Raw genomic sequence first — 24,899 nt, 5'->3', positions numbered from 1 at the left:
CTGAATTGGTGACGGGAGCGACGCCGTTCCTGCGGCGCCCTCGCCTCGCCGGGATAGAGGCCTTGCTCTCGGCTCCGGCGGCGAGCCACCCTCTTACACCCCTAGCCTGACCACCTGCCGCCGCAGCATCCGAACAGGTGATCCGTCTACCCTCGGCCGTACTCGGGGGCCGGCCGCGCATGCAGGCCATCGGCGGAGTTTCAGCTTCCGATCGGGTTTTCGGCCATCTCGGGCGGAAGTTCGGGAATGTTTCGGGCTGCGCTCAGGACTTCGTTCCGACCCGCCATCTACATCCTGGTCCGCGACCTACGGGCTGCGCCGCCTCGCTCCGCCGGACATCACCGCTGGAGCGTAGGCAGCCCGCTGTACCGGGCGCGCCAACGATGCAGATGACACGAGAAATTCGGACCATGACCCGCAGAGGCTCTCTCTCCCTCACTTCCGCCGCCGCCCTGACCGGGCTTGCCGCACTCACGGGCTGCGCCGTCGCCCAGGAGCCCTGGCCCAACCTGAACGACGCCGAGGCGCAGCTGCGCGGCGCGCTGGAGTCCCTCAACCGCGCCCCGAACCGCTTCGCCGGCCACAAGGCGGAGGCCGAGCGCCTGATCCGTGGCGCCCTCACCGAGATCGAGATGGCCAAGCAGTCCTTCCGCTGAGGCCCGCCAGGCCCCGTGCGGGAGGGAGAGAGACGACGTGACGGAGTTTGACTTCCTACACGACACGGCTGGCGGCGAGCCGATCCGCATCCCCGAGATCGGGCTGGACCTGCGGGTCCGACTCTCGGGACGGAGGAACGACGGGCAGCTGACGGTCATCGAGACCGTTCACGCTGCGGGCTCGGGACTGCCGCTGCACCGCCACCCCGAGACGGAAATCCACTGTATCACCGGCGGTAGCTTCCTCTTCGAGGTGGATGGGAAGCGCTTCGACGCATCGATGGGTGACCTGGTCTGCATTCCCGGCGGGGCGGAGCACCGCTTCCTCAACGTCACGGACGGCCCGGCAAGCCAACTCGTTCTGATCATGCCGGGGCTCGATGCCGCGGGCTTCTTCACGGAGTTCGCCGGCGTCATGCGCGGCGGCACGGCCGATCCGGCGGTGCTGTCCACCTTCGAGGAGTACTGGGGCTTTGAACTCCTGGGGCCGGCCATCCGCCCGGACTGACGCCCAAAGCCGACGCACCCTCACCACCCAACCATGTTCCGCAAGAGAGGATCGTGCCTTGAAAACCCTTCTCGGCATCATCGCCGCCGTGGCGATCGCCAGCACCGCTCCCGCAATGGCGCACAACCAGAGCGCGCCCCCGCTTCCAGCATCGCCCGTGCTGACCGAGGCCGTGTTCACGCCTCCTGTCCCCGGTGTCGCATCACCGATCATCCCCGTCGCCGAGGGCTGCGGCCCCGGCCGCTGGCGTGGGCCCTGGGGCGGCTGCCGCGGTCCCGGCCCAGGCTACTTCTACGCGCCGCCTCCGCCACCGGTCTATCACGGCGGGAATGGCTGCCCGCCCGGCTTCTGGCGCGGCCCCTGGGGCCACTGCCGCGACACCCCCTATCACGGTGCCTTGCCCGGCGGTGGCTGGCGGTAGCTCCGGAATCCTTTGAACCCGAACGAACAGGAGACATCCCGATGAAAGCCCTGCGTCTCACTCTGATGGCCGCTACCCTCATGGCCTCCGTCCCCATGGCTGCCGTGCATGCGCAGCCTGCCCCGGCAGTGCCCTCCGCCCCGGTCACGCAGCAGGGGCCGCGGTACCCGGCGTTCACCGAGGCCGACGCCCGCGCCGTGCTGAACGCCCGCCTTGCCGCCATCAGGACGGTGCTGGAACTGACGCCGGAGCAGGAGCGGCTCTGGGAGCCGGTCGAGGCCGCCATCCGCGATATCGTGCGAGGTGCCGCCGAGCGCCGCGCCCGGGGCACCTCGGCGGCCGCGCCCACTCACTTCCTCGACGTGTTGAGTGGCATTGCGGATGCCGAGGAGATGCGGGCCCGCGAACTGCGCCGCTTCGTCAGCGCGGCCAAGCCGCTGGTCGACTCCCTCAGCGAGGCGCAGCGCCGTCGCGTCCCGGCCTTCCTGGGCATGGATGACACGGGCGGCCCCAACCAGCCGAGCGCGCAGCTCTGGCTGTTCGAGGAGGAGGGCTGACATGCCGAAGATCGGCGCGGCAGCCCCCCGCCGCGCCGATGCGCGCATTGCCGTCCCACAAGACGTGGTCGGGGCCAGGAACGCAGGCCCATGCGCCGACAGACTGCCAGGAGCCCTCGTCAGGGGCGAATAAACGTCAGCGGTCTGGCCGCTGATGTATACTTCGCGCCACTGCTATCCCGGAAGCGGTCAGTCGGCTATCGGCCAGACCTTGCCAGGACGGACGCGCCCGGGCGGGGCACTTGTAAGCAGGGTAGCGAAACTTTTCACAACTCTTGAGTCAGCAGCTAAGCGCCCAGCAGCCCGCAAGATACCTCACGGCAACGGAGATACGGGCGAAGGCCGACGCCCAGGCCTGCCAGACCAGATGGATATCAACGCTACACAGCTGGAAGCACGCCACCGAGTGAGCGCGTCAGCTCCGCCGCGACCTGGAGCAGCATCGGACTGGCCGTTTCCGCCGCATCCCAGGTGAGCCGGGTCACGGGCCCGGTGAGGCAAAGAGCACCTGCGAAATTATCGCCTGGCCCAAAGACGGGGGTGGCCACACCCGCGACATGAGGGTCTCGTTCGCCCCCGGTATAAAGCGGCACCGGGGTCGTAGCCGCCTCTTGCGGCAGTGGCGTTGTCCCGAAGATCCGCAGCACCTGCGCGATGGCGGAATTATCCATCGGGAGCATGTCGCCCTGGCGGACATGCAGCCGCAAGCGGTGCGGGGAGTCGACGCGGTACAGGCAGAGCCGGTGCTCACCACTACGGACGTAGAAGGACGCGCTCTCACCCGTCTGGGCCACCAGCCTTTCCAGCGCCGGCATGACGTGCGCCTCCATCCGGAAAGACTGCTGGTAGACCGAGCCGAGCCGGAACAGCTCCGCCCCCAAACGGTAGGAGCCGTCCGGGAGGCGCACGAGGTAACCATGCGCCTCCATGGTGATGGCCAGCCGCATGATCGTGGTCTTCACGAGCCCCGTCCGGGCAGTCAGCTCGGCCAGGGTGACGGCATCATCCCCCTTGCGGAACGCGGACAGCAGGGTGAGGGCCCGGCCTACAGAGGCGACGCCCTCCAGCGAAGCATTCGAGCGTGTCTGAGTGTTCATGACGTGCACGGTTACGGCCCGCCCGCGCGCGCAGCAACCCGGACGTCCAGCGCGGTCACGCAGCGTGGGAGAAGAGCGGGAGGCCTGGTACTTCCAGGCCCGCCCTCAGAATGACCCCCGTCTCGGACTCGGTGACGAAGAGGCTCCGCCCACCCGGCCCTCCGAAGGCAAGATTGGTGGTGGACCACCCGGCACAGGAGGCGATGCGCGCAAGGGGTTCAGCCCGGGAGGAGAGACGCCAGACGGTCCCGAAACCGGCATGGGCCACCAGCAGGCCCCCCTCGGCATCCAGCGCCAGCCCGTCCGGCCCGCTGGGCCCGCCATGGAGATGGCAGAAGATGCTGGCCTTCGTGACGCTGCCGTCGGCATGTAGCGGCAGGCGCCAGATCTGGTTGGCACGGGTGACGGCCACCAGCAGAAAGGAGGCGTCCGGGGCCACCACGATGCCGTTGGGGCTGGGCACCGTGTCGATCAGGAGGTCGAGGCGGCCTTCCGTATCCAGGCGGTACACCCGCCCCGTCGGGTCCTGCAGCCCGGTCTGCCCCTGGTCAGTAAAGTACAGGTCGCCCGCCGGCCCGAAGACGAGGTCGTTGACGCCCTTGAAGCTCTCGGACCGCGCCGTCTCCAGGAAGGGCGTGACCCGCCCGCTGTCCGGATCCAGCAGCATAATCCCGCGCTTGTAGTCGGTGATGAAAATCCGCCCGTCCCGGTGGATCTTCAGGCCGTTCGGCCAGCCATCATACTCGGCCACCTGCTCCCATTCTCCCTCGGGCGAAATGCGGAAGACGCGCCCGAAGGGGATATCGGTAACGTAGAGGCGGCCCTGACGGTCGAAGGAAGGCCCTTCCAGGAAGCTGTCCACCGGGCGTCCGGCGCGGTTGGCATCGGCCCAGGCCGAGCGGCGCGCGCTGCGGAACCGCTCGGGAAGGCGGGTGAAGACCTCGGTCTCGATCCGGGGCGGTGGGGCAAAGAAGCTCATCCGGGCAGGCCTACTGCCGCTCGATGCCGCCCGAGGCCGCGACCTCGCGCCAGCGGGCGGCCTCCTCGATCAGCAGCTGCGAGAAGGCGGCGGGGGTGATGCCGCCGGGCTCCGAGCCGAGGTCGGCGATGAAGGCCTTCATGTCCGGCGCCGCCAGGGCGCGAGCGGCCGCCTGGTGCAGCCGCTGCATGATCGCCTCGGGCGTGCCCTTCGGGGCAGCAAGCCCGGACCAGTTGACGACCCCGAAGCCCGGCAGTCCGGCCTCGCTGAAGGTAGGTACGTCCGGCAGCGCCGCCACGCGGCGGTCTCCGCTGATTGCGAGCGCGCGGAGCTGGCCCCCACGAATATTGCCGAGCGCCGAGCCGGGCGAGAGCATCACGAGGTCCACATTGCCCGAGAGGACGCCGATCACCGCCTCGCCGGCCCCGCGAAAGGGCACGTGGTAGAGCTTCACCCCCGCCGCGCGCTCGAAGGCAAGCGTAGCAAAATGCGGAGCGCTGCCCATGCCGCCCGTGCCATAGGTCAGCTTCTCCGGATCCTTTTTCGCCGCCGCGATGAGGGATGCGAGGTCGCGATACGGCGATTTCTCGCCCACCGCGATGAGGATTGGGGAGAAGGCGGTGACGGTGATGGGCTGGAACGCCGTCGCGTGATCGAAGGGCAGGCGACTGAAGAGATAGGGCAGCATGGCGTAGGTGTTGTCCATCGCCAGCAGCGTGTAGCCATCGGGTGCACTGCGCGCGGCCTCCGCGGCGCCGATCGTGCCGGTGGCGCCTGATTTATTCTCGATCACAAAGCTCTGGCCCAGCTCGTCCGCCAGCTTCTGGCCGAGGCGGCGAGCCAGCGTGTCCACCGCCCCGCCCGGTGCCCAGGGCACGATCACCCGCACGGCACGGGACGGGTATTCCCCCTGCGCGAGCGCCGGGCGCGCCAATCCGGCGAGCGGCGCTGCGAGCCCCGCCCGGATGAGGCTGCGGCGGGCGATGTGGCGGGGATGCTGATTGATCACTTGCGCTTCCTCTTCCCACTCGGCTATTTCGAAACGGCGTTGCGTTTTCTTCGGGTGCTTCTCGCACTGGCTGCGCGGCGGTGTCAACAAATCGGCGCGGAACGGCGCCCGTCCCCGGGAGGGCAGCCATGGCGATCGGCTTCCGTATTCATCAGCGCAGCCGACACGTGGATGCGGGCTTGGTGACGCGCTTCCGCAGCCTTCCCGTTGCCAACGTGAGCGACGTGATGTCCCGCATGACGGCTGGCGGTGCGCGCCTGCGGCCGATGCAGGCACCTGGCGCCGTGCTCGCCGGCCCCGCCCTGACCGTGAAGACACGCCCCGGCGACAACCTGATGATCCACAAGGCCATCGCCCTCGCGCAGCCCGGTGACGTGATCGTGGTGGATGCGGGGGGCGACCTGACGAATGCCCTGATCGGCGAGCTGATGCTGGCGCAGATGGTGAGGCGTGGCCTCGCCGGCATCGTCATCAACGGCGCGATCCGCGACAGCGCCGCCATTCGCGCGCAGGACTTCCCGGTCTTCGCCGCCGGCGTGACGCATCGCGGCCCGTACAAGGACGGGCCGGGCGAGATCAACGTGCCGGTCGCCATCGACGGCATGGTGATCTCGCCGGGAGACCTTGTCCTCGGCGACGATGACGGCCTGCTCTGCGTGCCCTTCGGAGAGGCGGAGGCCATCCACGCCGCGGCGAGCGCGAAGCAGGCCGCGGAGGAGAGGCAGATGGCCAATATCGCGTCCGGCACACATGACGCGTCCTGGGTCGATGCCTCGCTCCGCAAGCTGGGCTGCGAAGGGCTCGACTAGGGCTGCTCCGCGCGCACGCAGAACCCTCTGCCCCTGCCTACCGAGACCTCTCCTGGGATCGCCTCATGACCGACACCGCCCCGCGCCCAACCGTCCTCGTTTCGGCCGCCAAGCTGGCCCCTGAGGCAGTCACGATGCTGGATGCAGCGGGCTTTGCCGTGCGCTGCACCTCCGGCTATCCGGGCGAGCAGGAGCTCCTGGCCGCCATCCGCGAGCACCGGCCGGTGGCCATCCTGCACCGCCAGGGCATCATCAATGGAGCGGTGATGGACGCCGCCGCGCCCGGATTGCGGGTCGTTGCACGTCACGGCGCCGGCATCGACGGCATCGACATCCCCGCCGCTCGTGCTCGCAACCTGACAGTGACGCGCGCAGCCGGTGCCAACTCCCGCTCGGTGGCCGAGCATGCCATGGCGCTGATGCTGACCATGCTGAAAGACCTGCCCTCCGTCACCTCCGGCATGCGCGAGGGGCTCTGGGAGAAAACCTCCCGCATGACGCGCGACATCGATGGCATGACGCTCGGCATCGTCGGCTACGGGGCGATTGGCTCCAAGGTCGCGCGCATGGCCGCTGCCTTCGGGATGCGCGTGCTGGCCTATGACCCCTTGCTGCCCGCGGGACCGCTCTCTGGCCCGGCTGAGCGGGTGGAGACCCTGCCCGGGCTGCTGCGCCAGTCCGAGGTGCTGTCCCTGCACTGCCCATTGGAGGCCGAGACCCGCGGCCTCATCGGCAGGGATGAACTGGCGCTGCTGCCGCGCGGCGCCATTCTCGTCCACACCGCACGCGGCGGCATCGTGGACCAGGGCGCGCTGCTCGCCGCCCTCGACTCTGGCCAGCTGAGCTGGGCGGGCGTGGACGTCTTCGTGCAGGAGCCGCTGGAGGCTGACAGCCCATTCCGCACCCACCCGCGCGTCGTCGCCACCCCGCACCTGGCCGCCAACACGCCGCGCGGCGCAACCGGCATGGCCTGCGGCGCGGCGGAGAGCATCATCGCGGTGCTCGCGAAGCGACTGCCAGCGCTGGAAGGCGCCGTGGTCGTTCCAGGCAGCCTGCCTGCCCATCTCGACCGGGCGGTCTGACGGGGCGGGAGGAGCGACCATCATGCCGAGCATCCTCGCCGCGCCTTCCTGAAAGTACTGCGGGCGACCGGGTTCACAGGCGTGCCGGCGGCGCGGCTGCGCGCCGCACAGCTTCAAGACGAGGAGGAACAAGAAAGCATGCGAGACATGAGACTTGGGCGCCGTTGCTTCCTGGCGGGCGGCGCCGGCCTGGCGACCGCGCCGCTTGCCCGTCCCGCCCTTGGGCAATCCGCCTGGCCCGCAGGACGACCGATCGAGATCCTGGTCGGATTCGCGCCGGGCGGGGGTACGGACGTCATGCTGCGCGCGCTGGCGCAGTTCATGGCCGCTGAGTTGCCCGGCTCCAACTTCGTCATCAGCAACCGGCCCGGCGCGGGTGGGGAGACCGCCTATGCCGCGCTCCAGGCGGCGCGGCCGGATGGCTACACCATTGGCGGACTGAACACGCCGGGCTATCTCTCCGTCCCGATCGAGCGGCGCGTGCGCTACGACCGGACAAAGATCCGGGCCATCGCCCGGCTGGTGGACGACCCGACAGCCTTCGTCGTTCATCGCGACTCCCCGTACAAGACGCTCGCGGACCTCGTGGCGGACGCGCGGCGGCGCCCGGGCGAGATCAGCGTGGGCTCGTCCGGCGTCGGGACCGATGACCATCTCGGGCTCACCCTGTTCCAGGCAGCCACCGGCACGGAGTTCATCCATGCCCCCTTCGCCGGCGCGGGGCTCGTCAAGAACGCCGTGCTGGCGAAGCAGATCGATGTTGCCGGGCTGAATCTCGGCGAAATCGGCATGCTTGGCCAGCAAACCCCACTGCTGCGGCCGCTGGCCGGCATGGGCACGCATCGGTGGAGCCTGATGCCCGATGTCCCGACTTTCCGGGAGCTCGGCTACGACGTGCTGATGACGAGCGAGCGCGGCCTTGGCGCGCCGCGCGGCGTGCCGGACGAGGTTGCCCTGCGACTGCAGGAAGCGGTTGCCCGCGTGGTCGCGAAACCGGAATGGGCGGAGAAGGCCCGGCAGCTCGAGCTTCCCATGGCTTACCTGCCGGGCGAAGAATGGGAGGCGCAGATGCCGGCCCAGGAAGCCCGCTACCGCCAGATCTGGGAGACGACCCCGTGGCAACGCTGACCTCTTCCCGCCGGGCCCTGCTGCTCGCAGCCCCGGCGTTGGCCCTCTCCAGCCGCATCGCGCGCGCGCAGGGCGGTACCTGGCCCGAGCGACCCGTGCGCGTCATTCTGCCCTGGCCGCCCGGCGGCACGGCCGACATCGTCGGGCGTCTCTTCTTCAACGCTCTCTCGCAAGAGACCGGCAAGCCCTTCGTGATCGAGAACCGCCCGGGTGCCACGGGCACGATCGGCGCGGCCGCCTTCGCGCAAGCGGCGCCTGACGGCTACACGCTCCTGCACGGATCGACCGGTCTCTCGGTGGAGGGGGCGCTCTTCAACAACCTGCCCTACGATGCCGGGAAGGATTTCATCCCGGTCTTCCGCACCATCACCGTGCCGCAACTCGTGCTGGTGCCCGCCAGCCTTCCGGTCCGGACGCCCACTGAGCTGGTTGCATACGCCAAGGAGAAGCGAGGCATCAACGGCGCCTCGGCTGGCATCGGTTCCATCCAGCACCTCGCCATGGAGCTTTTCGCGCGGCAGACGGGCGCGCCGGTCACCCATGTACCTTATCGCGGCGGCGCGCCCATCTACACCGACCTGATGACCGGGACGGTGGACCTCTACTTCGGCAACGCCAATGCACCAGTGGGTTTCGTCAAGGAGGGCAAGCTCCGCGCGTTGGCCCATACCGGCCGGGGACGGCTCACCGCCCTGCCGGATGTGCCGCCGCTCTCGGACCTGCTCCCCGGCTTCGAGACCTATGAGTGGAACGGCGTTTTCCTGCCGAGGGGTACGTCCCCGGCGGTGGTGGCGCGTCTCAACGCGCTGCTGAACGATGCGCTCGACCGGCCGGATGTCGCCGAGAAGCTCCGCAGCCAGGACCTCCAGGCCGAGCGCAACACACCCGATGAGTTCGCAGCCTTCTTCGCCGCACAGAGCCGACGCTGGCAGGGCTTCGTGCGCGAGGCCGGGATCCGGCTGGAGTAGCATGATGGCAGGCTCAGGGCCCTCCTCGCCGCACCTGCCGGTACGGGAGGACTGGCTGGGGCAGCTCCGGGAGGAGATCCTCGATCCCGGCCTGCCGATCGTGGACGCGCACCACCACCTCTGGGACCGGCCCGGCGCGCGCTACCTGCTGGACGAGTTGTTGTACGACACAGGCAGCGGGCACGACGTGCGGGCGACGGTCTATGTCCAGGCACGCTCCATGTATCGTGCCGATGGACCTGAGGAGCTCCGCAGCCTCGGCGAGACGGAGTTCGCGAATGGCGCCGCGGCGTGTAGCGCGAGCGGCCTCTACGGCCCGACCCGCGCCTGCTCTGGGATCGTCGGCATGGTGGACCTGATGCTGGGCGACGGCGTCGTTCCCCTGCTGGAGCGGCACATCCGCGCCGCAGGCGACCGTTTCCGCGGCGTGCGGAACCAGACGGCTTGGCACGTGGCGCCGGAGATCAACAGCAACCCGGTGCCGCCCCGGCCGGGCCTGCTCTCCGAGCCCGCCTTCCGCCACGGCGCCGCGCGGCTGGAGGAGCACGGTCTGTCACTCGATATTTGGGCCTATCATACCCAACTTGACGAGGTGCTGGACCTGGCCCGCGCGCTGCCCGGCTTGACACTGGTGCTGGACCATTGCGGGGGACCGCTCGGGGCGGGCCCCTACCGGGGGCGACGCCCCGAGGTTCTCGCCGATTGGAGCAGACGCATGCGCCTGCTGGCGGGATGCTCGAACGTCGTGGTGAAGCTTGGCGGCCTTGGCATGGCGGTGAACGGCTTCGGCTTCGAGCGGCAGGAGCTGCCGCCATCCTCGGAGCAGCTGGCCACCACTTGGCACCCCTATCTGGAGACCTGCGTGGAGGCCTTCGGCGCCAGGCGCTGCATGTTCGAGAGCAACTTCCCCGTTGACAAGGGCAGCTACGGTTACGCCGTGCTCTGGAATGCCTTCAAGCGGTTTGCCGCACGGGCATCCCTCGACGAGAGGACCGCGCTGTTCAGCGGCACGGCGATCAACACCTACCGGCTGCCGTCCTCGTCGTGAACCAAACGATGTGCTGAGGAGACACCATGTCAGAGATCGTCGTCATCACCGCTCATGTGGGCGATTTCGTATGGAGAGCCGGGGGTGCCATCGCGCTGCACCGTCGCGCCGGTCATGGCGTGACGGTGGTGTGCCTGAGTTGTGGGGAGAACGGCGAGTCCAACCTCGCCTGGCAGGATGAGATGGCCGATACTGCCTCGGTCGTTGCCACCCGCCAGGCGGAGGCCGAGGCGGCTGCCAAGGCACTCGGCGTCGAGGATCTCCGAATCCTGGACCTCGGTGACTATCTTCTCCCCAAGGACCCGGAGATCCCCTACCGCCTTGCGGAGATCCTGCGGGAGGAGCGTCCCTCCCTCATCCTCACCCATCCAGAGCGCGACCCCTCAAACCTCGACCATGTTCGCACTCATGAGATGGTGCTTGAGGCCCGGATGATCGCGCAGGCGCCAGGGCGCGGGCGCAACCATGTGATCCCGGCACAGGTTATGTGCTTCGAGCCACACCAGCCAGAGCTTTGCGGCTTCTCGCCCGACGTGATCATCGACATCACGGAGGTCTGGCCCGCCAAGGAGGCCGCCATGCGTTGCATGCCGACGCAGCGCAACCTGTGGGACTACTACGACCGTGTAGCCCGCCAGCGTGGTGCCCAGGCGGGGCGCCGTAGCGCGCGTCCAACCCTTCAGGGCGAAGCTTATCAGGCCATCTTCCCGATCATCCTGCCCACCCTTCCGCTGGGAGTCCCCGCATGAACCGTTTCTCCCGGAGGGCGCTCCTTTCCGCCATTCCCGCGACAGCCGCTGCCTCAGCCAAGGCACAGACCGGCTGGGCGCCGAGCCGCCCGATCCGTCTCGTCGTCGGCTTCGCAGCAGGCGGGCCTGCCGACGTGGTGGCGCGCGATCTCGCGCAGCAGATGCAGGCCACGCTCGGACAATCCGTTGTAGTCGAGAATATCAGCGGCGGAACGGGGGTCATTGCCATCAACACGGTGTCCCGCGCGCCGGCGGATGGGCACACCGTCTTTCTCGCCGCCTCGGGAAATGTGGTCCTTCAGCCGCTCGTAAGCCCTGGCCGCGTTGATGTTTCCGGCCTGGCCCCGGTCAGCCTGGTCTGCACCAGCCCTCATCTCATGGTGTCGACGGCCACGCTTCCTGCACGGAACGTTCAGGAGTTCATCGCCTATGCGAAGGCCCATAAGGGAGAGATGAGCTTTGCCTCGGCGGGCACTGGCGGACTCGCTCATCTCGGCGCGGAGTTGTTTCAGTCGATCGCCGGAATAGAGGGTGTGCATGTTCCATATCGCGGTACTGGCGCGCTGATCAATGATCTGGTGGCGGGGCGCGTCCACGCTGCCTTCAGTAGCATTCCCTCGCTCCTGCCGCTGGTAGAGGCGGGACAGCTCCGCGCATTGGGCGTCACGGCGCCGACAGATGCAGCGGGGGTGAGAGGTGTGCCCGTGTTGGAGCGTGAGGGTCTACCAGGCTTCCGCTACACCACCTGGTATGGCCTCTACGTGCCCGCTGGTACGCCGGCCGCCGCCGTGGCCGGTCTGAACTCCGCGATTCATGCGGCGGTGGCCGATCCAGGCTTCCGCCAGAGGATGGAGCCGCAGGGCATCGAGCTTTCGGCCAGCACGCCCGAAGCGCTCACGGTGCTGATGAAAGAGGAGGCTGATCGCTGGCGCGGTTTGATCACCAGCAGGAACATCACTATCGAGTAGCGGAAGGAGGCCGTGCCGACTTCTTGCCGGCACGGCCTCGCGGCAACGAGAACCGGTCCAGCACTTGGCCAGACCATGCCATCCGGCGCGAGCCCAGGCGGGCAGCTTTGTGATTCTCCAGGAAGGGGAAATAGCCGGTGGGGTTGCAGCCCGCCCTCTCCCCGCAGGTGCCTCGGCCCGAATGGAGCGGCCTCTTCTTGGGCCCTCAGAAACCTGAGGGCGGATGTGACTTTCAAAGCGGCTTATGGCTGATGTGGCAGAAGGAGATCGGCCCTCTGGACTTTGGGGACGGAGCTGCCAATCCGAGAGCCTTCGCCAATTGCTGGCGGCGTAGGCTTCGCATTGCCTGCTGCAGGTTGAGCGGATTAGCTCTCACCCCAAGCATGATCCCGCTGCGGCAGCCGATATCCTAGTCCGGGTTGAAGCCCTTCTTACGTATGAAGGCGCCAAAATCGGCGCGTTCCGGCACCGAGTACTGTCGGACCTTGTCCTCGGACCATCCGTAGTCGTCCGCCTGCCCGAAGCGGTCCGTGTATCGCTGCGTCGCGTATGGCTGCACGGCCGCGCGCCGCCTGTCATAGGCGGCGATCTTTTCCTGGAGGCCGCTCTCATCGTATCGGTCGTGGTGGATAGTGACGTCGAGACCCAGGCGCGGGCTGAGAACACCTGCGAAGGACGGCCAGCCCACCCCCAGCCCCGCCACCGGGAAGACATGATCCGGCAAGCCCAGAAGGTCGGAAACCTCCGCTGCCCTGTTGCGGATGGCGCTGACCGGGCATGACCCCAGGCCGACCCTGTCCGCTGCGGCGATGAACGTCGCCAGAACGATGCCTGCATCCACCGAAGCGTTGAAGAAGGGGTCCAGATGGTCGTTCACGAATGGCTGCTGGCGCCACTCGAACATCAGGCGGTGACGTCTGTTGTTGGCACAGAAAACCAGCAGCGCGGGCGCCTCCCGGATCCACGGATTGTCCGGAATGAGGCCGTGCAGCCTGTCCCGCTGGGCCTTGTCTGAGACTATGATGATATCCGCCTGCTGCAGGTCCGACTTCGATGGCGCCGCAAGCGCCACGGCACAGAGCGTCTCCAGCAGCGCCGGATCGACGGGCTTGTCGGTGTATCGCCGCATGACCCGGCGGTTTGCCATCGCCGCCAGGACCTCAATGCCCTCGGGCATTGTCTTCAGCACAGGTGAGGAACCGAACCGGGCCTTGACGATGTCCAGTAGACGATCGAGCAACACCATCTCCTCCGAATTCAGGGCCGTGGGCGAGCCAATGAGGTCGCATCCACGCCCTCAAGGCCACGCATTATAAGGGGAAGCGCGACGGCCTCTAGATGACAACGGCCTCGCGAAAGGCATCATGGCCAGCGGTGCATGCGAGGCCGCATCAAAGGCCCGCCACATGGCCGCACCAACCAGCTCAGGGCAGACGCCAGGAAACCCTTGCCAACGGAGAGCCGTCCACACGGCCGGCTCCAGTCACGACCCTGAGCGGCTTTTCCGCTCGTCGTCACATCATGAACAACTTCCGGAAACCTGCCCCGACAGCTACGACACAGACCCAAAGCAGCGCCTCACTCCGAATTGCCGGATCGACGGTCACTCTCCGATGCCAGTGCCACGCCTGACGTGAGTGGTTCAATCCGCCTGAATACCGGCCTCATGAACCAGCGTGCCCCATCTCCTGACCTCGGCCCGCAGCATGGCTTCGGCCGCCAGAGCATCTTGCGGTCCACGTTCGAGGCCTACGTCGCGAAGGCGGGCTTGAACTGCCTCGCTCCCGAGAACGGCCGCGACTTCTCCTCGCAACCGATCGAGAACCGCTGGCGGCGTGCCCGCACGCGTGGAAAGGGCGTGCCAGACAGTGAACTGAAAGCCCGGGACGCCCGCCTCCGCGACCGTTGGCAGGTTCGGGCTGCCGGGGGAGCGTCGCTCCCCGGTAGTGGCCAATGCACGCAGCCGGCCAGATTGGATCTGCCCAAGTACTTCTGCCGGCCCGGCGAACATGAAATCCAGAGTGCCCGCAACAAGATCAGTCACCGCCGGGCCGCCGCCGCGGTATGGCACATGCTGCGCGCTGATCCCCGTCATTTTCGAGAGCAGGACGACTGTGACGTGGGAAGGCGAGCCAACTCCAGGTGAGCCGTAGCTCAGCGCGCCCGGCCTGGCGCGGGCGAGGTCGAGCAGCCCTCTCAGGTCCCGGACCGGGCTGGCCTGCGGTACCACCAGCACGGAGGAGGAGGTCGCAGGAACCGCAATCGTCGTGAAGTCGCGCAATGTGTCGTAGCCGGGACTACGCATGATAGCCGGCGTGATTGCGTGAGTCCCGATATGGCCGGCCACCAGGGTGTATCCGTCGGCGGGGGCCTGGGCCGCGGACGCCATACCGATGGCGCCGTTGGCACCACCGCGATTCTCCACCACGACGGGCTGGCCTAGCCGCGCCTGAAGTTCCGTCCCGATCAGCCGAGCGATGAGGTCGGAACTGCCACCCGGCGCGAAAGGCACGATGACGCGGACGGGCCGGTCGGGCCATTCGGCACGGGCAGGGGCGGCGGCGAGGAGAGCAGGGAGAAACAGGGCAGTGCGGCGATGGACCGATCTCATGTCGGCTTCCTTTCTTCGACGTCCGGCTCGGTTCAGTCGGGGATCGGACGGGCCACGATCTTCCGGGCCTCAAGGATGGGGTCGGCCAAGGGCTGGAGCAGCCCGCAGCCGCCAGCGATCGACCACCAGAGGTGGTCCGCCCGTTGCACGATGAGGCATTCCAGGCTGCGGATCAGGTGCTCACCCTCGAAGGAGTGGGCAAGGGCAATGTGCGCCAGCTCTTCCGGCAGCCCCGCCGCGATGCAGAGATGCGCGCCGTAGACCGGATGCCGCAGGGAGGGCAGCCCCGTGGCCGAGGGATCGCCCGTCCAGCGCGCGCGATTGGCCTCGTCGAACTCCCAGGGCTTGCCAACATCGTGTGTCAGCCCCCCGGCGATCACCAGGTCGCGGTCGATCCGCACGGCGGGGTCCATGGCTGCAAATTCGTCGGCAATGGAAAGGGCGATGCGGGTTACGCCACGCAGATGCGTGGCCTGGTCGCCGCGCTTCAGGGCGAACTGGCCCGGGTTGGACTCGCCGGGGATGTCGGAGACACGCGCGAAGCTGCTCTCCGCCAGGGCGAGGCACCAGACCTCCACGCATTTGCGCCGCAGCTCTTCATGCTTGACGTCCGCCAGTTCGGGGAGATCCTCCAGCACCGTGGCGCGCAAGGCATCGGTGATCTCGCGCCGTGGGCGGCGGTCCATGAAGTTCATGGCGCTCCTACTCCAGCACGATGTTGAGTTGGCGCGTCACGCCGCCCCACTTAATGATCTCGGAATCAACGAAACGGGCGTAGTCGGCCGGTGAGCCCTGACCGGGGATGTAGCCGCTGGCGGCAAAGCGCTCCCGGATCTGCGGATCCTGTAATACCCGGGTGCAGGCGCCGTGCAGGCGCGTCACGATGTCCGGCGGCGTGCCCGCGGGAAGAGAAAGACCGAGCCATCCGACCGCGGAGAAGCCGGGAAATCCGCTTTCCGCGACCGTCGGCGCCTCCGGGTAGAGCGGGCTCCGCGCCTCGCTCGTGACGGCGAGCACACGCAGGCGGCCAGCGCGCACATGTGGCAGGGGAATGTCCACATTGATCATGACGACCGGCACCTGCCCCGCGATCACGTCGGTGATGGCAGGTGCGGCGCCGCGGTAGGGGACGTGCAGCATCTCGATCCCCGCTGCGCGCATCAGCATTGCCATGGCGAGGTGTCCGGAGGAGCCGCTGCCAGGACTAGCGAAGGTGATGTCGCCCGGCTTTTCCTTCGCCATGCGGATCAGGTCTTGGAGAGTCCGGGCCGGGAAGCTCTCAGCGACAACGAGGGCGTTCGGCAGGGAGGCGAGCTGGGCGACATGCACGAAAGCCGTGCGGGAGTCGTAGGGTATGTTGCGGTACAGCCCGTGGTTCATCGCGTTCTGGCCGTTGCCCGAAACCAGGACCGTGTAGCCATCTGGCGCTGCCCGGGCGACCTGAGCCGCCCCGATGTTGCCGTTCGCGCCGGGGCGGTTTTCCACGACGAAAGGCTGCCCCAGCGCCTGGGAGAGCGGCTGGGCCACCAACCGTGTCACCACGTCGTTGCTGCCACCCGGCGGAAATGGCACGACCAGGGTTACAGGGCGGTCGGGCCAGGTCGCCGCACGGCCGTTGCGGGGCAACGTCAGGACAGGGCCGGCAAGGGCAACTGCACCAAGAGCCACACGACGGGTCAGCTTCTGCATGTCGTTTTCTCCTTCCGGGACAGATGTTCTGGGGACCGTTCAGGCCGCGAGCCGCCAGGTCTCGCTGATCCAGGGAGCAAGACGCTCGCTCTGCAGATCCAGCCCTGTGCCAGGGGCGTCAGGAACGGCAATCGTGCCATCAGCACTCACGGGAAGCGCTCCTGCCAGATCCAGTAGGGGGTTGGCCGATGCGTCACACTCGATCCAGGGATACTCGCCCGGCGCACCGCGCCGTGGCGTGACGAGGGCTGCCGCCTGGAGAGCGGCACGCATGTTCACCACCGTGCCGAAAACGTGCGGCATGACCGGCAGATCATAGGCGGCAGCCAGTGCCGCGATGCGGAGGAAGCCCGTGAAGCCGCCACAGACTGTCAGATCGGGCTGCAGCACGGACATCGCACCCGCGGCGAGAAAGTCGCGGAAGGCCGCCAGGCTGCCGAGCGCCTCCCCTCCCGCAATGGCAGTGGGCACGGCAGCTGACACCATGGAGTAACCCGGCACGTCTTCCGGCTGGACCGGCTCCTCGATCCAGAGAAGGTCCGCCTCCTCCATGTGGCGCGCCGACTCTATGGCCGCTCGCGCCGTGTAGCCCTGGTTGATGTCGACCATGACCGAAATATCCGGCCCGACCTGCCGGCGCACCGCCATCGCCATGATGCCATCCGCCCGCGGCGACACCCCTGCCCGTGGCTTCAGGGCGCGGAAGTTGCGGCGAAGGATGCCATCGATCTCGGTCTGGTAGTGGCCATAAGGTTCGGCCGCATCGGTCGTGATGAAGGGAGCACTGGCATAGGCCGGAAGCCGCGTCCGAAGAGCGCCGCCGAGGGCCTCTGCCACGCTGATGCCCCGGTCCTGCGCAGCGAGGTCGTGCAGCGCCATGTCCACAGCCGAGATCGCCATCATCCCTGGCCCGCGCCGGTCGTAACCGAGAGTGCCGAGCATCCGGTCGTAAAGACGGCCGTGGTGGTGCGGCGAGGCGCCGAGGATGATTGGGGCAAGGCGAGTGCGCACCAGGGCCGCAGCGGCAGCTGGCGAGGCGAAGACCTCTCCCCAGCCACGCGCGCCGGTGTCGGTCACCAGCTCAAGCAGAAGGAAGTCACGCCGGCGGATCATGCGCGTCGCGTTGCCAATGGCCGGCGAGGGCGCGAAGCCCAGCAGGTAGCCACGAATCTCCACGACCTTCACGCAACGCTCCTCCGCCCCAGGGCAGGCTCTCAGCGGCCCGCCCACCAGAGTTTGCCGCCTGAGATCCGATGTGCGCAAATACCGAGATGCGCAGAGTTCATGTTCAATGGTTATGACCTTTGATCTGCGGGAGATGGAGGTTTTCCGCCGCGTGATGGAGCTCGGTAGCGTCACCGCGGCTGCGGCGGCGCTGAACATCTCCCAGCCAGCCGTCACGCGGATGCTGCAGAAGGCTGAGGCGCGCCTCGGCTTTCCCCTGTTCGTGCGGGAGCGCAGGCGCCTCCGGCCAACGGCGGAGGCGCAGATCATGTTTCCCGGGACGTTGGGTGCCTTCGCCGCAATCGAACTGGTTCAGCGCCTGTCGAACGAACTAAGGGAAGGGCGCACGGGTATCCTGTCCATCGCGGCCATTCCCTCGCTGGCGAGCTCGATCCTTCCAGCGGCGATCCGCCGCTTCCGGGACCAGCGGCCGGAGAGCGCCATCACCCTTCAAACCTTCAGCGCCCACGAGATCATCCAGCGTATCGCATCGCACCGGGATGAGCTGGGCTTCATCATCGGGCCGGTGGGCAACGAGGCGGTGGTCGTGCAGGACCTGCAGAGCACAGCCCTGGCCTGCGTCATGTCGCCCGATCATGCATTGGCCAGCCGGCGCAGCATCGGGCCCGAGGCCCTGGCCGAGTATCCCCTGATCTGCCCGAGCCGCAATCTGGTCCTGAGCGAGCAGCTGGCCCGCGCCTTTGCCGAGAGGAACGTTCCTTTCCGCATCGCCGTTGAGGTGACACACACCCATGCGGCCTGTGCTCTGGCTCGGGCCGGGGTAGGCGTCGCGCTGATGGACGGCTTTGGGTTGATGGGCGCCCGGGCGACGGACCTGGTCAGCCGACCTTTCCAGCCCATGCTCCTCAGCACCGCGCGCCTGCTGACCGCGCGCCTGCGCCCGGCGTCGCGGCTGGCGCAGGACTTCATCAACGCGCTAGAAACCAACGTTGAAAGCGGCGCCCGTTCTGAACGGAGCAGCCGATCCCGCGCTACCCGAACCTGATCCTACTCGCCTCTCTGTCCGCTCCGTCGAGAGCTTTCCAGTTCGTCGAAGGATCCCGGATCCACAGATCCGAAGCGAGTGCCGGGGAGACGGCAGCCTGCCTCAGCACCTTCCTGCTCTTGAACACCATCGATTGAGTGGAAGCGCATAATGTCTGCTCTACGACGAAATATGCTCAAAATTGGAATGGCGGCTTCCGGCCAGACTATGGCTTTTAGCGCGTGCCCAGCTAGGCAGCACATGAGACCGTTCAGGAGAGAGAAGTGACCGTTAGGGCCGCGTCCCCTTCTCCCTTTCGGCAGATGCCCGGCCCAAGCGCGTCACCTAGGGAACGCGCAAGGCCCAGCAGAGCGGGTCGCCGGCCAGGTCCATTCTGTGCCGGGCAGGGGCGACTAGCGGTTCCGAAGGGTTCCGGGCAGCTCGTCTCGAGCTTCCTCCCGCGCCTTCGTGGACAGCTCCCTGAGTACGTCGACAAACGCCCCGAACCGCTCCGGCCCGACATGCTGGGCCCATTCCGCATGAAGCTGCTGCAGGCACCCGAAAATGACCTGGGCGACCTCCAAGCCGCGCGGGCTGAGATAAACCAGTCGCCGCTCATCCCCTTCTGAAGCGCGCCGCTCGATGTACTGCAACTCCGCGAGCTGGGTGAGCAGGTAGTTGATGGCCTGCCGCGACATGCGCTTTTGCCGCGCCAGTTCCGCCGGCTTTGTCCCGTCTGGAAGGGGATAGGAGAAGACGGCGAAATGCGCTTCCTGGAAGTCGGTGAAACCGGCTTCATGGATCGCCTGCAGCATTCGGCCGCGGACATGTTGCCAGACGATGCGCAGCATGGCGCCGAAGAAAGGAGGAGCGCTTGGCCCGGTCGTGGGGAGGCGATTGGTCGTTGACAATTCGTAAAGTCACTTTACGGTCGAAATGTAAAGCGACTTTACGACAGGGGAGCGGGTCATGGAAGCGAGCACGAACGACATTGTCCGGATCGGGCAGTTGGAGCTGCGTTTCACGGTGAACGAGCCAGGTGCCACCGTCTTCGAGTTCACCGTGCCGCCGGCTGCACGCGTGCCCGCACCCCACTTTCATCGGGATGCCGACGAGCTCCTCTATGGTCTCGAGGGCGTGCTGACGGTCACGGTTGACGGTCGGAAGACGGAACTGGCCGCTGGCGATACGGTGTTCATTCCGCGCGGCAGCGTGCATCACCATGAGAACCCGCATAATGCCCTGGCCCGTGCTCTCGTCGCGATCACACCGGGCACTATCGGGCGTGCCTATTTCGAGGAGATGGCGGAGGTCGTCAACGTGCCCGGCCGCCCTGACCTAACCAAGGCACAGGACATCATGCTCCGCCACGGGCTCGTCCCAGCGTAGAGGAGGATTTCAGGATGTCCCGTCTCCCACTACTGTTCCTTGCCTCGGCCTCAGCCTGCCTCGTCGTGGGCGTGGTTCTGGGCATCGGTATGGGCATTGCGCATGACTTCCAACTCGCGCCCGTGCATGCTCACACCAACCTCGTCGGCTGGACCTCGCTCGCCCTGATGGGGCTGACCTTCCGTGCCTGGCCAGATCTCGCTGCAGGCCGCTTGGCCATGGTGCAGTTCGTCCTCTCGACAGGCTCGGCCTTTGCGCTACCGCCGGGCATCTATCTTGCTGCGATGCATGATCAGCCGGGCTTAGCCATCGTGGCTGGCGTTATCTGGTTCATCGGAGCCCTCCTGTTCCTGGCGCGCCTGCTCCGTCTGGCGTTCCGTCACGATCAAGCCGGCGAATCTGGCGCACCTTGAAAGCGCCGGCCGGGAACGGGTTGGGCCAGGAGTTCGGGGAAGGTTGAGCCGCCTTACCGCTACCCTAGCTCAGGGCAACGCCAGTCTGAAAAGGGAAGGCCCCGCCAACGGCCTCTCCCTTCAGAATCAGCCTAAACCGCTGCGTCGGCAGGCTCCAAGGTGATGCCCTCGATCGCCCTCATATCGAGAACAAGCCGGCATACGCCCCGTTCATCCGGCACGTCGGCCACCAGGCCACCCACGTTCAGGAGCGTCGATGGCTGCTCTTTTTGCATCTCGCCTGCCATCCGCACGGCCTCGATTCTTGTGACATCATCGCTGGGCAGATCATGTCCCTCATCGTCGAGGGGCGGCTGTCCGCCGAAAACATGAAAGACGTATCGGGGCATGATTGCAGCTTTCCGTTCGAGGCGAGCTCGCAGAATGAGGCACGATGGGATGGTCCCGACTTCACAACCCACAAGAGAGGGGTTCATGAAACGTTGCGGATCTACTCTGCTTGCCTGGAACTTGTGAGAGGGTGCGGTTTTTGGAGCCGCCACTGGCGGTCAAGCGGTTACTACAGGTGTTTGGATCGGCTCGGACGAGCGGCAGAAGTAATCGGCAGATCAGGAGCTTCGGGCACAACCCGGCCCTCTGCTCCAGCACGCACCTAGGCACGATAATTTTTGGCCAGCGTGCGCGATGAGTGCGGCCGAGGCGATTGCCACAATCAATCGTCCCGATGCATGCGACGTGCCCGAAGGTAGAGCGGGGTGTCGCGGCCGCGCAGACTTCCGTAGGACGGTGGTGGTAAGCACATGCATGCTTTGAAGCCTTACATGCCCGTCAATAGCTTGGCAGCGCGCGGCGGACCTCGCCTCTCGGCGTGAACATGTCGTCCGTCAAGCTCAGGATGGGGTCGCGGACCGGCTCCTCAATTTCGAAGCGAACCCAGATCTGGCGGGCTGCTCCGGCGGGGATCGCGGTGGCGGGCAGCCCCTCCACGGGCTGGTAGCCCCGACCCAGAGTGAGGATCCGCACGTTGCTGCGCGACAGGTCGATTTTCATCGGACCTGCGGTCACCCGGAACGTCAAACGGATCTCGCGCATGTTGCTACCGCGGGCGGTGCTCTCGATGTTCAGCACTTCGAAAACGGTGCCTGCGGCTTCAAGGCGCTCGCCGAGGACAAGCGGCGGTAGCCTGGCCTGCTGGTTCGCCTGGGCGGCACTCGCGGGACCCGACGGCGGTGTGCGGCGCGGCTCTTCATGGGCGGGCAGTGCCTCCTGACCAACCGTGGGAGCATTCCGGGGTTTGGGAGAGGCCGGCGCGGGTAAGACAGCGGGCGCTGTGGCGCGACGCGCTGGATCAATTGGTCCTGGGTCACTGCGCTCGTGGAAGAGTGGCAACAGGAGGGCAAAGAGACCCGTGACTGCCGTTAGTAGAGCGGCCAAGCCGGTGAGGACACCTGGGAGCGTTGTCCACCAAGAACGTTCGGGAGCGGGCTTGTCCATTTCCACCCTTGCTTTGGTCGTCCGCGCTGGTGCGGTGATCTTGCCTGCACGACCTTCCCGATACCAAGGGTTGTTCCGACGGCGCCATAGCTACGAGCGTCCGCTTGGGAGTGGGGGGCTCGCTGTTCCCACGGATACCAAAGGTCAGCCGTTCTCCCCTTGTTGCCGCCCTGCCCGCCGTTCCCGGCCAGACCGAGTCGTGGCGGGCAAGCTCAGGCAGGCGGTTTCGATGTCCGCTCACGAGCGGCGGAACTGATGCGCTGGGAGATGCTGGGGGAGGCGTGCCCGACACCCGTCCCCTAGCAGCCTGTCGGGTTTGGTTTAGCTGCCAGCGGGATAGTTAGGTGGTGGATCAGGTGGCCAGCCGCGGGCGGTGCAGCCTGCGGCAGTTGTAGGCCAGCGCGATCAGGTTCCACCCGGCTGTTACTTTGGCGAGGCCGCGGAGGTGGAAGCGGGTGAAGCCGAGGGCGGATTTGATGATGCCGAAGACGGGTTCGACGGTCTGCTTGCGGTGGGCGTAGCGGGCTTTGGCATCGGGGGTGTCGAGCCTGGCCTGCATGGCGAGGCGCCAGAGCTCGGTGATGCGGCGGGGAGCCTTGCGCTCACCGTGAGGATCAGAATGCGACGCCCGCTGGCATCACCATGCGACCAATTGCCCAGGTAAAGCCGACCATTTCACGCGCGATGGCCGTCACGACAACCTGCGGCCGCTTGCCGTCGGCCTGCAGGCGGCGGTACCGGGCGCAGAGGCGCACATGTGCCTTCCAGGCAGTGTCGCGCACCTCCCGTGGCAATCCGGCCAAGCGAGGCCGCATCTGCGCTGACACCCGGGCCGGCAGGCGATAGGTCCAGGCGCCCTTGACGAGCATGCGGCGCGCGAGCGGGCTTGCCGGCCTTGGTGCTCGCACCCTGGCGGCGCTTGGCCCCGCTGGAATGCTCCGAGGGGACGAGGCCGAGATAGGCCATCAGCTGGCGCGGGTTGTCGAACCGTCTGAAGTCGCCGACCTCGGCCACCAGCGCCGAGTCAACGATCAGGGAGACGCCGCGCACGGCCTGCAGCGCCTCGACCACCGGCGGAGATCGTGAAGCGCCTTAAGCGGGCGGAGGGGCACCTGCGCTCGGTAGTGGAGATGATCGAGGCCGGACGCCCCTGCCTGGAGATCGCGCAGCAGCTCCAGGCCGTGGAAACGGACGTTGCCAACGCCAAGCGGACGCGCATCCACGACCACCTCGACCACTGCCTGGACCACGTCGTCGGGGCCGTGCCCAAAGCGAAGCGCGGCCCGATTGACGAGATCAAAGCCATCACGAAGTATCTCTGAGGCGGCCTCGATAACCTCGTTCCAGGACCTGATCCAGCAGGGCGCCGCCCACGCTTGGCTCTTCATCCCCTCCGCCATCCTGCTCGGGGCGCTCCACGGCCTGGAGCCCGGACATTCCAAGACGATGATGGCTGCCTTCATCGTGGCGGTCCGGGGAACCGTCTGGCAGGCGGTGCTGCTCGGGCTGGCTGCCACCGCCTCCCATACGGCCGTGGTCTGGGCCATCGGGCTGGGCGGTATGTATCTCTGGCGGGGCTACGACGCCGACGCCTCCGAGCCCTGGTTCCAGCTCGCCTCCGCCGTCGCGATCATCCTGCTGGCCCTCTGGATGATCTGGCGAACCTGGCGCGAGCAGCAGCAGATGCGGAGCCTCGCCAGTGGCCATAGCCACGCAGCGCACGGTCACGACCGTGGGCATCCACACGACCACGGACATGACCATCACCACAACGGCGATGCCCGGCGGATCGACACGGGGCATGGCGTCCTTTCCCTCGAAATCTTCGAGGACGGGGTGCCGCCCCGCTGGCGCCTGCGGACGCTGAGCGGCCACGGTTGGGCACCGGGCGACGTCGCCCTGGAGGCGTTCCGGGCGGACGGCAGCCGCGGGATCTTCGGGTTCGTCGAGCGGGATGGCCTCCTCGAGAGCACCACCGAGATCCCTGAGCCGCACGAGTTCACCGCGAGGCTGGTGCTGTCCCACGGCGGTCACTCGCACGACTACGAGCTCCGCTTCACGGAGCATGGCCATGACCACTACGACCACGGTCATGAGGAGCTCCGGGGCCTGGACGTCGGCTCGGACGGCTACCAGGACGCCCACGAACGGGCCCATGCCCGGGAGATCCAGCAGAAGTTCGCCAACCGGCAGGCGACGACAGGGCAGATCGTGCTCTTCGGCCTGACCGGTGGCCTCATCCCGTGCCCCGCCGCCATCACCGTCCTGCTGATTTGCCTCCAGTTCCAGGAGATCTCGCTGGCCCTGGTGCTGGTGCTCTGCTTCAGCATCGGCCTCGCCATCACCATGGTGACGGTCGGTGCGGTGGCCGCCCTCGGCATGCGGCAGCTGTCGCGGCGCTGGTCGGGCATCGACGAGCTGTTCCGGAAGGCGCCCTACGCCTCGGGAGCGGTCATCATCCTCCTCGGCCTCTACATCGCCTACCAAGCGGTCCAGCAGCTCGCGGCCTGATGGCCGGGACCGATCTCGCCGCCTACAGGGCTGTTCGCTGCGGCATTCGTCGCGGCGACCCTGCTCCCGGCGCAGTCCGAGGCCGTCCTGGTCGGGCTGCTCCTCATAGGCGAGTTCTCTCCGACGCTCCTTGTCCTGGTGGCGAGCGTTGGAAACGTCGGCGGCGCAGTCCTGAACTGGCTGCTCGGGCTATACATCGAGCGCTTCCGGGGCAGGCGATGGTTCCCCGTCCCCGATAAGGCCCTCGACCGGGCCCAGAGGTGGTTCAACCGCTTCGGGATGTGGTCCCTGCTGCTGTCCTGGCTCCCACTCGGCGGCGACGCCCTGACGGTGGTCGCCGGAGTGCTGCGGGTGCCGTTCTGGCGCTTTCTCGTGCTGGTCGCGCTCGGCAAGGCGGGCCGCTACGTCGTGCTGGCCTTCGTCACGCTGCGGCTCGCCTGACGCCCTCTCGGCGGCGACGCCCCCCGTGCGCCCGGCGTCTTCTGCCGCTTGACACTCCCAGCAGGAGAGGGCCACCGTCGCCTCAAGGGGAACCGCGATTGCCCCGTGAGGCTTCGGCTGAAGTATCGCGTCCGCAATCCCAAACCGAGGGGAGAGGACGCGC

27 protein-coding genes and 3 pseudogenes are annotated in these 24,899 nt (G+C 67.3%); 17 read left to right on the top strand and 13 right to left on the bottom strand.

The genetic code is table 11. The annotated features are described in order from the left end of the window. Positions 1–410: 410 nt before the first annotated feature. Genes J8J14_RS13635 through J8J14_RS13620 form a run of 4 tightly spaced genes read left to right on the top strand, consistent with a single transcriptional unit; the run spans position 411 to position 2,142 of the window. Entirely contained in the window at positions 411–656 is a 246-nt protein-coding gene (locus tag J8J14_RS13635; RefSeq protein WP_209380082.1) for a hypothetical protein, read from the top strand. A 37-nt stretch (positions 657–693) separates the two neighbouring features. Continuing rightward, entirely contained in the window at positions 694–1,164 is a 471-nt protein-coding gene (locus J8J14_RS13630) for a cupin domain-containing protein (RefSeq protein WP_209380081.1), read from the top strand. A 58-nt stretch (positions 1,165–1,222) separates the two neighbouring features. After that, positions 1,223–1,585, top strand: a complete 363-nt coding sequence (locus J8J14_RS13625) for a GCG_CRPN prefix-to-repeats domain-containing protein (RefSeq protein ID WP_209380080.1) — start codon at positions 1,223–1,225, stop codon at positions 1,583–1,585. A gap of 41 nt (positions 1,586–1,626) precedes the next feature. Continuing rightward, the gene (locus J8J14_RS13620; protein ID WP_209380079.1) at positions 1,627–2,142 is read left to right on the top strand and encodes a hypothetical protein; all 516 of its coding nucleotides are present in this window, start codon (positions 1,627–1,629) and stop codon (positions 2,140–2,142) included. 380 nt (positions 2,143–2,522) lie between these two features. On the opposite strand, the gene J8J14_RS13615 is transcribed toward J8J14_RS13620, so the two are convergent. Genes J8J14_RS13615 through J8J14_RS13605 form a run of 3 tightly spaced genes read right to left on the bottom strand, consistent with a single transcriptional unit; the run spans position 2,523 to position 5,227 of the window. Continuing rightward, positions 2,523–3,239, bottom strand: a complete 717-nt coding sequence (locus tag J8J14_RS13615; RefSeq protein WP_209380078.1) for an IclR family transcriptional regulator — start codon at positions 3,237–3,239, stop codon at positions 2,523–2,525. A 55-nt stretch (positions 3,240–3,294) separates the two neighbouring features. Further along, complete coding sequence (locus J8J14_RS13610) at positions 3,295–4,218, bottom strand: SMP-30/gluconolactonase/LRE family protein (RefSeq protein ID WP_209380077.1); 924 nt, start codon at positions 4,216–4,218, stop codon at positions 3,295–3,297. Between the two features lie 10 nt (positions 4,219–4,228). Continuing rightward, entirely contained in the window at positions 4,229–5,227 is a 999-nt protein-coding gene (locus J8J14_RS13605; RefSeq protein ID WP_209380076.1) for a Bug family tripartite tricarboxylate transporter substrate binding protein, read from the bottom strand. A 128-nt stretch (positions 5,228–5,355) separates the two neighbouring features. Here J8J14_RS13605 and J8J14_RS13600 point away from each other — a divergent pair, with 128 nt between their 5' ends. The 7 genes from J8J14_RS13600 to J8J14_RS13570 all read left to right on the top strand — a co-directional run bounded on the left by J8J14_RS13600 (position 5,356) and on the right by J8J14_RS13570 (position 11,979). Then, complete coding sequence (locus J8J14_RS13600; protein ID WP_209380075.1) at positions 5,356–6,036, top strand: RraA family protein; 681 nt, start codon at positions 5,356–5,358, stop codon at positions 6,034–6,036. Between the two features lie 65 nt (positions 6,037–6,101). Then, on the top strand, positions 6,102–7,118 hold the full coding sequence (locus tag J8J14_RS13595; protein ID WP_209380074.1) for a hydroxyacid dehydrogenase: 1,017 nt from the start codon (positions 6,102–6,104) through the stop codon (positions 7,116–7,118). Between the two features lie 147 nt (positions 7,119–7,265). Next, positions 7,266–8,246, top strand: a complete 981-nt coding sequence (locus tag J8J14_RS13590) for a Bug family tripartite tricarboxylate transporter substrate binding protein (protein ID WP_209380073.1) — start codon at positions 7,266–7,268, stop codon at positions 8,244–8,246. Continuing rightward, on the top strand, positions 8,234–9,214 hold the full coding sequence (locus tag J8J14_RS13585; RefSeq protein WP_209380072.1) for a Bug family tripartite tricarboxylate transporter substrate binding protein: 981 nt from the start codon (positions 8,234–8,236) through the stop codon (positions 9,212–9,214). Before J8J14_RS13590 ends, J8J14_RS13585 begins: the two co-directional genes overlap by 13 nt. A gap of 4 nt (positions 9,215–9,218) precedes the next feature. Next, positions 9,219–10,262, top strand: a complete 1,044-nt coding sequence (locus J8J14_RS13580; protein ID WP_245215764.1) for an amidohydrolase family protein — start codon at positions 9,219–9,221, stop codon at positions 10,260–10,262. Between the two features lie 26 nt (positions 10,263–10,288). Beyond that, entirely contained in the window at positions 10,289–11,011 is a 723-nt protein-coding gene (locus tag J8J14_RS13575; RefSeq protein WP_209380071.1) for a PIG-L deacetylase family protein, read from the top strand. After that, a complete protein-coding gene (locus J8J14_RS13570) occupies positions 11,008–11,979 on the top strand; it encodes a Bug family tripartite tricarboxylate transporter substrate binding protein (RefSeq protein WP_209380070.1) in 972 nt (323 codons plus the stop codon). Before J8J14_RS13575 ends, J8J14_RS13570 begins: the two co-directional genes overlap by 4 nt. Positions 11,980–12,388: 409 nt before the next feature. Here the strand turns inward: J8J14_RS13570 and J8J14_RS13565 are convergent, their stop codons facing one another. The 5 genes from J8J14_RS13565 to J8J14_RS13545 form a co-directional block, all read right to left on the bottom strand. Beyond that, on the bottom strand, positions 12,389–13,225 hold the full coding sequence (locus J8J14_RS13565; RefSeq protein ID WP_209380069.1) for a nitroreductase family protein: 837 nt from the start codon (positions 13,223–13,225) through the stop codon (positions 12,389–12,391). 396 nt (positions 13,226–13,621) lie between these two features. Beyond that, positions 13,622–14,590, bottom strand: coding sequence for a Bug family tripartite tricarboxylate transporter substrate binding protein (locus J8J14_RS13560; protein ID WP_209380068.1), 969 nt, complete (start codon positions 14,588–14,590; stop codon positions 13,622–13,624). A gap of 32 nt (positions 14,591–14,622) precedes the next feature. Beyond that, positions 14,623–15,285, bottom strand: coding sequence for an HD domain-containing protein (locus tag J8J14_RS13555; RefSeq protein WP_209380067.1), 663 nt, complete (start codon positions 15,283–15,285; stop codon positions 14,623–14,625). A gap of 7 nt (positions 15,286–15,292) precedes the next feature. Continuing rightward, positions 15,293–16,279, bottom strand: coding sequence for a Bug family tripartite tricarboxylate transporter substrate binding protein (locus tag J8J14_RS13550; protein ID WP_209380066.1), 987 nt, complete (start codon positions 16,277–16,279; stop codon positions 15,293–15,295). Between the two features lie 39 nt (positions 16,280–16,318). Then, a complete protein-coding gene (locus J8J14_RS13545) occupies positions 16,319–17,464 on the bottom strand; it encodes a mandelate racemase/muconate lactonizing enzyme family protein (RefSeq protein ID WP_209380065.1) in 1,146 nt (381 codons plus the stop codon). 112 nt (positions 17,465–17,576) lie between these two features. Between J8J14_RS13545 and J8J14_RS13540 the strand changes: the two genes are divergently transcribed. Beyond that, positions 17,577–18,509: a LysR family transcriptional regulator gene (locus tag J8J14_RS13540; protein WP_209380064.1), complete on the top strand. Its 933-nt coding sequence runs from the start codon at positions 17,577–17,579 to the stop codon at positions 18,507–18,509. 392 nt (positions 18,510–18,901) lie between these two features. On the opposite strand, the gene J8J14_RS13535 is transcribed toward J8J14_RS13540, so the two are convergent. Further along, a complete protein-coding gene (locus tag J8J14_RS13535; RefSeq protein ID WP_209380063.1) occupies positions 18,902–19,339 on the bottom strand; it encodes a MarR family winged helix-turn-helix transcriptional regulator in 438 nt (145 codons plus the stop codon). Positions 19,340–19,457: 118 nt separating this feature from the next. Here J8J14_RS13535 and J8J14_RS13530 point away from each other — a divergent pair, with 118 nt between their 5' ends. Together J8J14_RS13530 and J8J14_RS13525 are read left to right on the top strand one after the other, a co-directional pair. Next, the gene (locus tag J8J14_RS13530; RefSeq protein ID WP_209380062.1) at positions 19,458–19,877 is read left to right on the top strand and encodes a cupin domain-containing protein; all 420 of its coding nucleotides are present in this window, start codon (positions 19,458–19,460) and stop codon (positions 19,875–19,877) included. A gap of 14 nt (positions 19,878–19,891) precedes the next feature. Further along, the gene (locus J8J14_RS13525) at positions 19,892–20,290 is read left to right on the top strand and encodes a hypothetical protein (RefSeq protein ID WP_209380061.1); all 399 of its coding nucleotides are present in this window, start codon (positions 19,892–19,894) and stop codon (positions 20,288–20,290) included. Positions 20,291–20,421: 131 nt separating this feature from the next. Here J8J14_RS13525 and J8J14_RS13520 read toward each other — a convergent pair whose 3' ends face one another. The 4 genes and pseudogenes from J8J14_RS13520 to J8J14_RS13505 form a co-directional block, all read right to left on the bottom strand. Further along, positions 20,422–20,679, bottom strand: a complete 258-nt coding sequence (locus J8J14_RS13520; protein WP_209380060.1) for a DUF6894 family protein — start codon at positions 20,677–20,679, stop codon at positions 20,422–20,424. 439 nt (positions 20,680–21,118) lie between these two features. Next, complete coding sequence (locus J8J14_RS13515) at positions 21,119–21,418, bottom strand: hypothetical protein (RefSeq protein ID WP_209380059.1); 300 nt, start codon at positions 21,416–21,418, stop codon at positions 21,119–21,121. Between the two features lie 718 nt (positions 21,419–22,136). Further along, a pseudogene (locus J8J14_RS13510) lies at positions 22,137–22,397 on the bottom strand (transposase); the annotation flags it as partial. A 1-nt stretch (position 22,398) separates the two neighbouring features. Continuing rightward, positions 22,399–22,858 (bottom strand): annotated as a pseudogene (locus J8J14_RS13505) (transposase); the annotation flags it as partial. 2 nt (positions 22,859–22,860) lie between these two features. Here J8J14_RS13505 and J8J14_RS13500 point away from each other — a divergent pair. The 3 genes and pseudogenes from J8J14_RS13500 to J8J14_RS13490 all read left to right on the top strand — a co-directional run. After that, positions 22,861–23,106, top strand: a pseudogene (locus J8J14_RS13500) (metal-sensing transcriptional repressor); the annotation flags it as partial. After that, complete coding sequence (locus J8J14_RS13495; RefSeq protein WP_245215763.1) at positions 23,072–24,295, top strand: nickel/cobalt efflux transporter; 1,224 nt, start codon at positions 23,072–23,074, stop codon at positions 24,293–24,295. The pseudogene J8J14_RS13500 and the gene J8J14_RS13495, both read left to right, overlap by 35 nt. 12 nt (positions 24,296–24,307) lie before the next feature. Beyond that, positions 24,308–24,736 (top strand): YqaA family protein, encoded by a 429-nt coding sequence (locus J8J14_RS13490; RefSeq protein ID WP_209380195.1) that lies wholly within the window; start codon positions 24,308–24,310, stop codon positions 24,734–24,736. Positions 24,737–24,899: the final 163 nt, after the last annotated feature.

The sequence above is a fragment of the Pararoseomonas baculiformis genome (genome assembly GCF_017813395.1).
Taxonomy (GTDB): domain Bacteria; phylum Pseudomonadota; class Alphaproteobacteria; order Acetobacterales; family Acetobacteraceae; genus Roseomonas; species Roseomonas baculiformis.
This window is presented reverse-complemented; position numbering and strand designations above follow the sequence as displayed.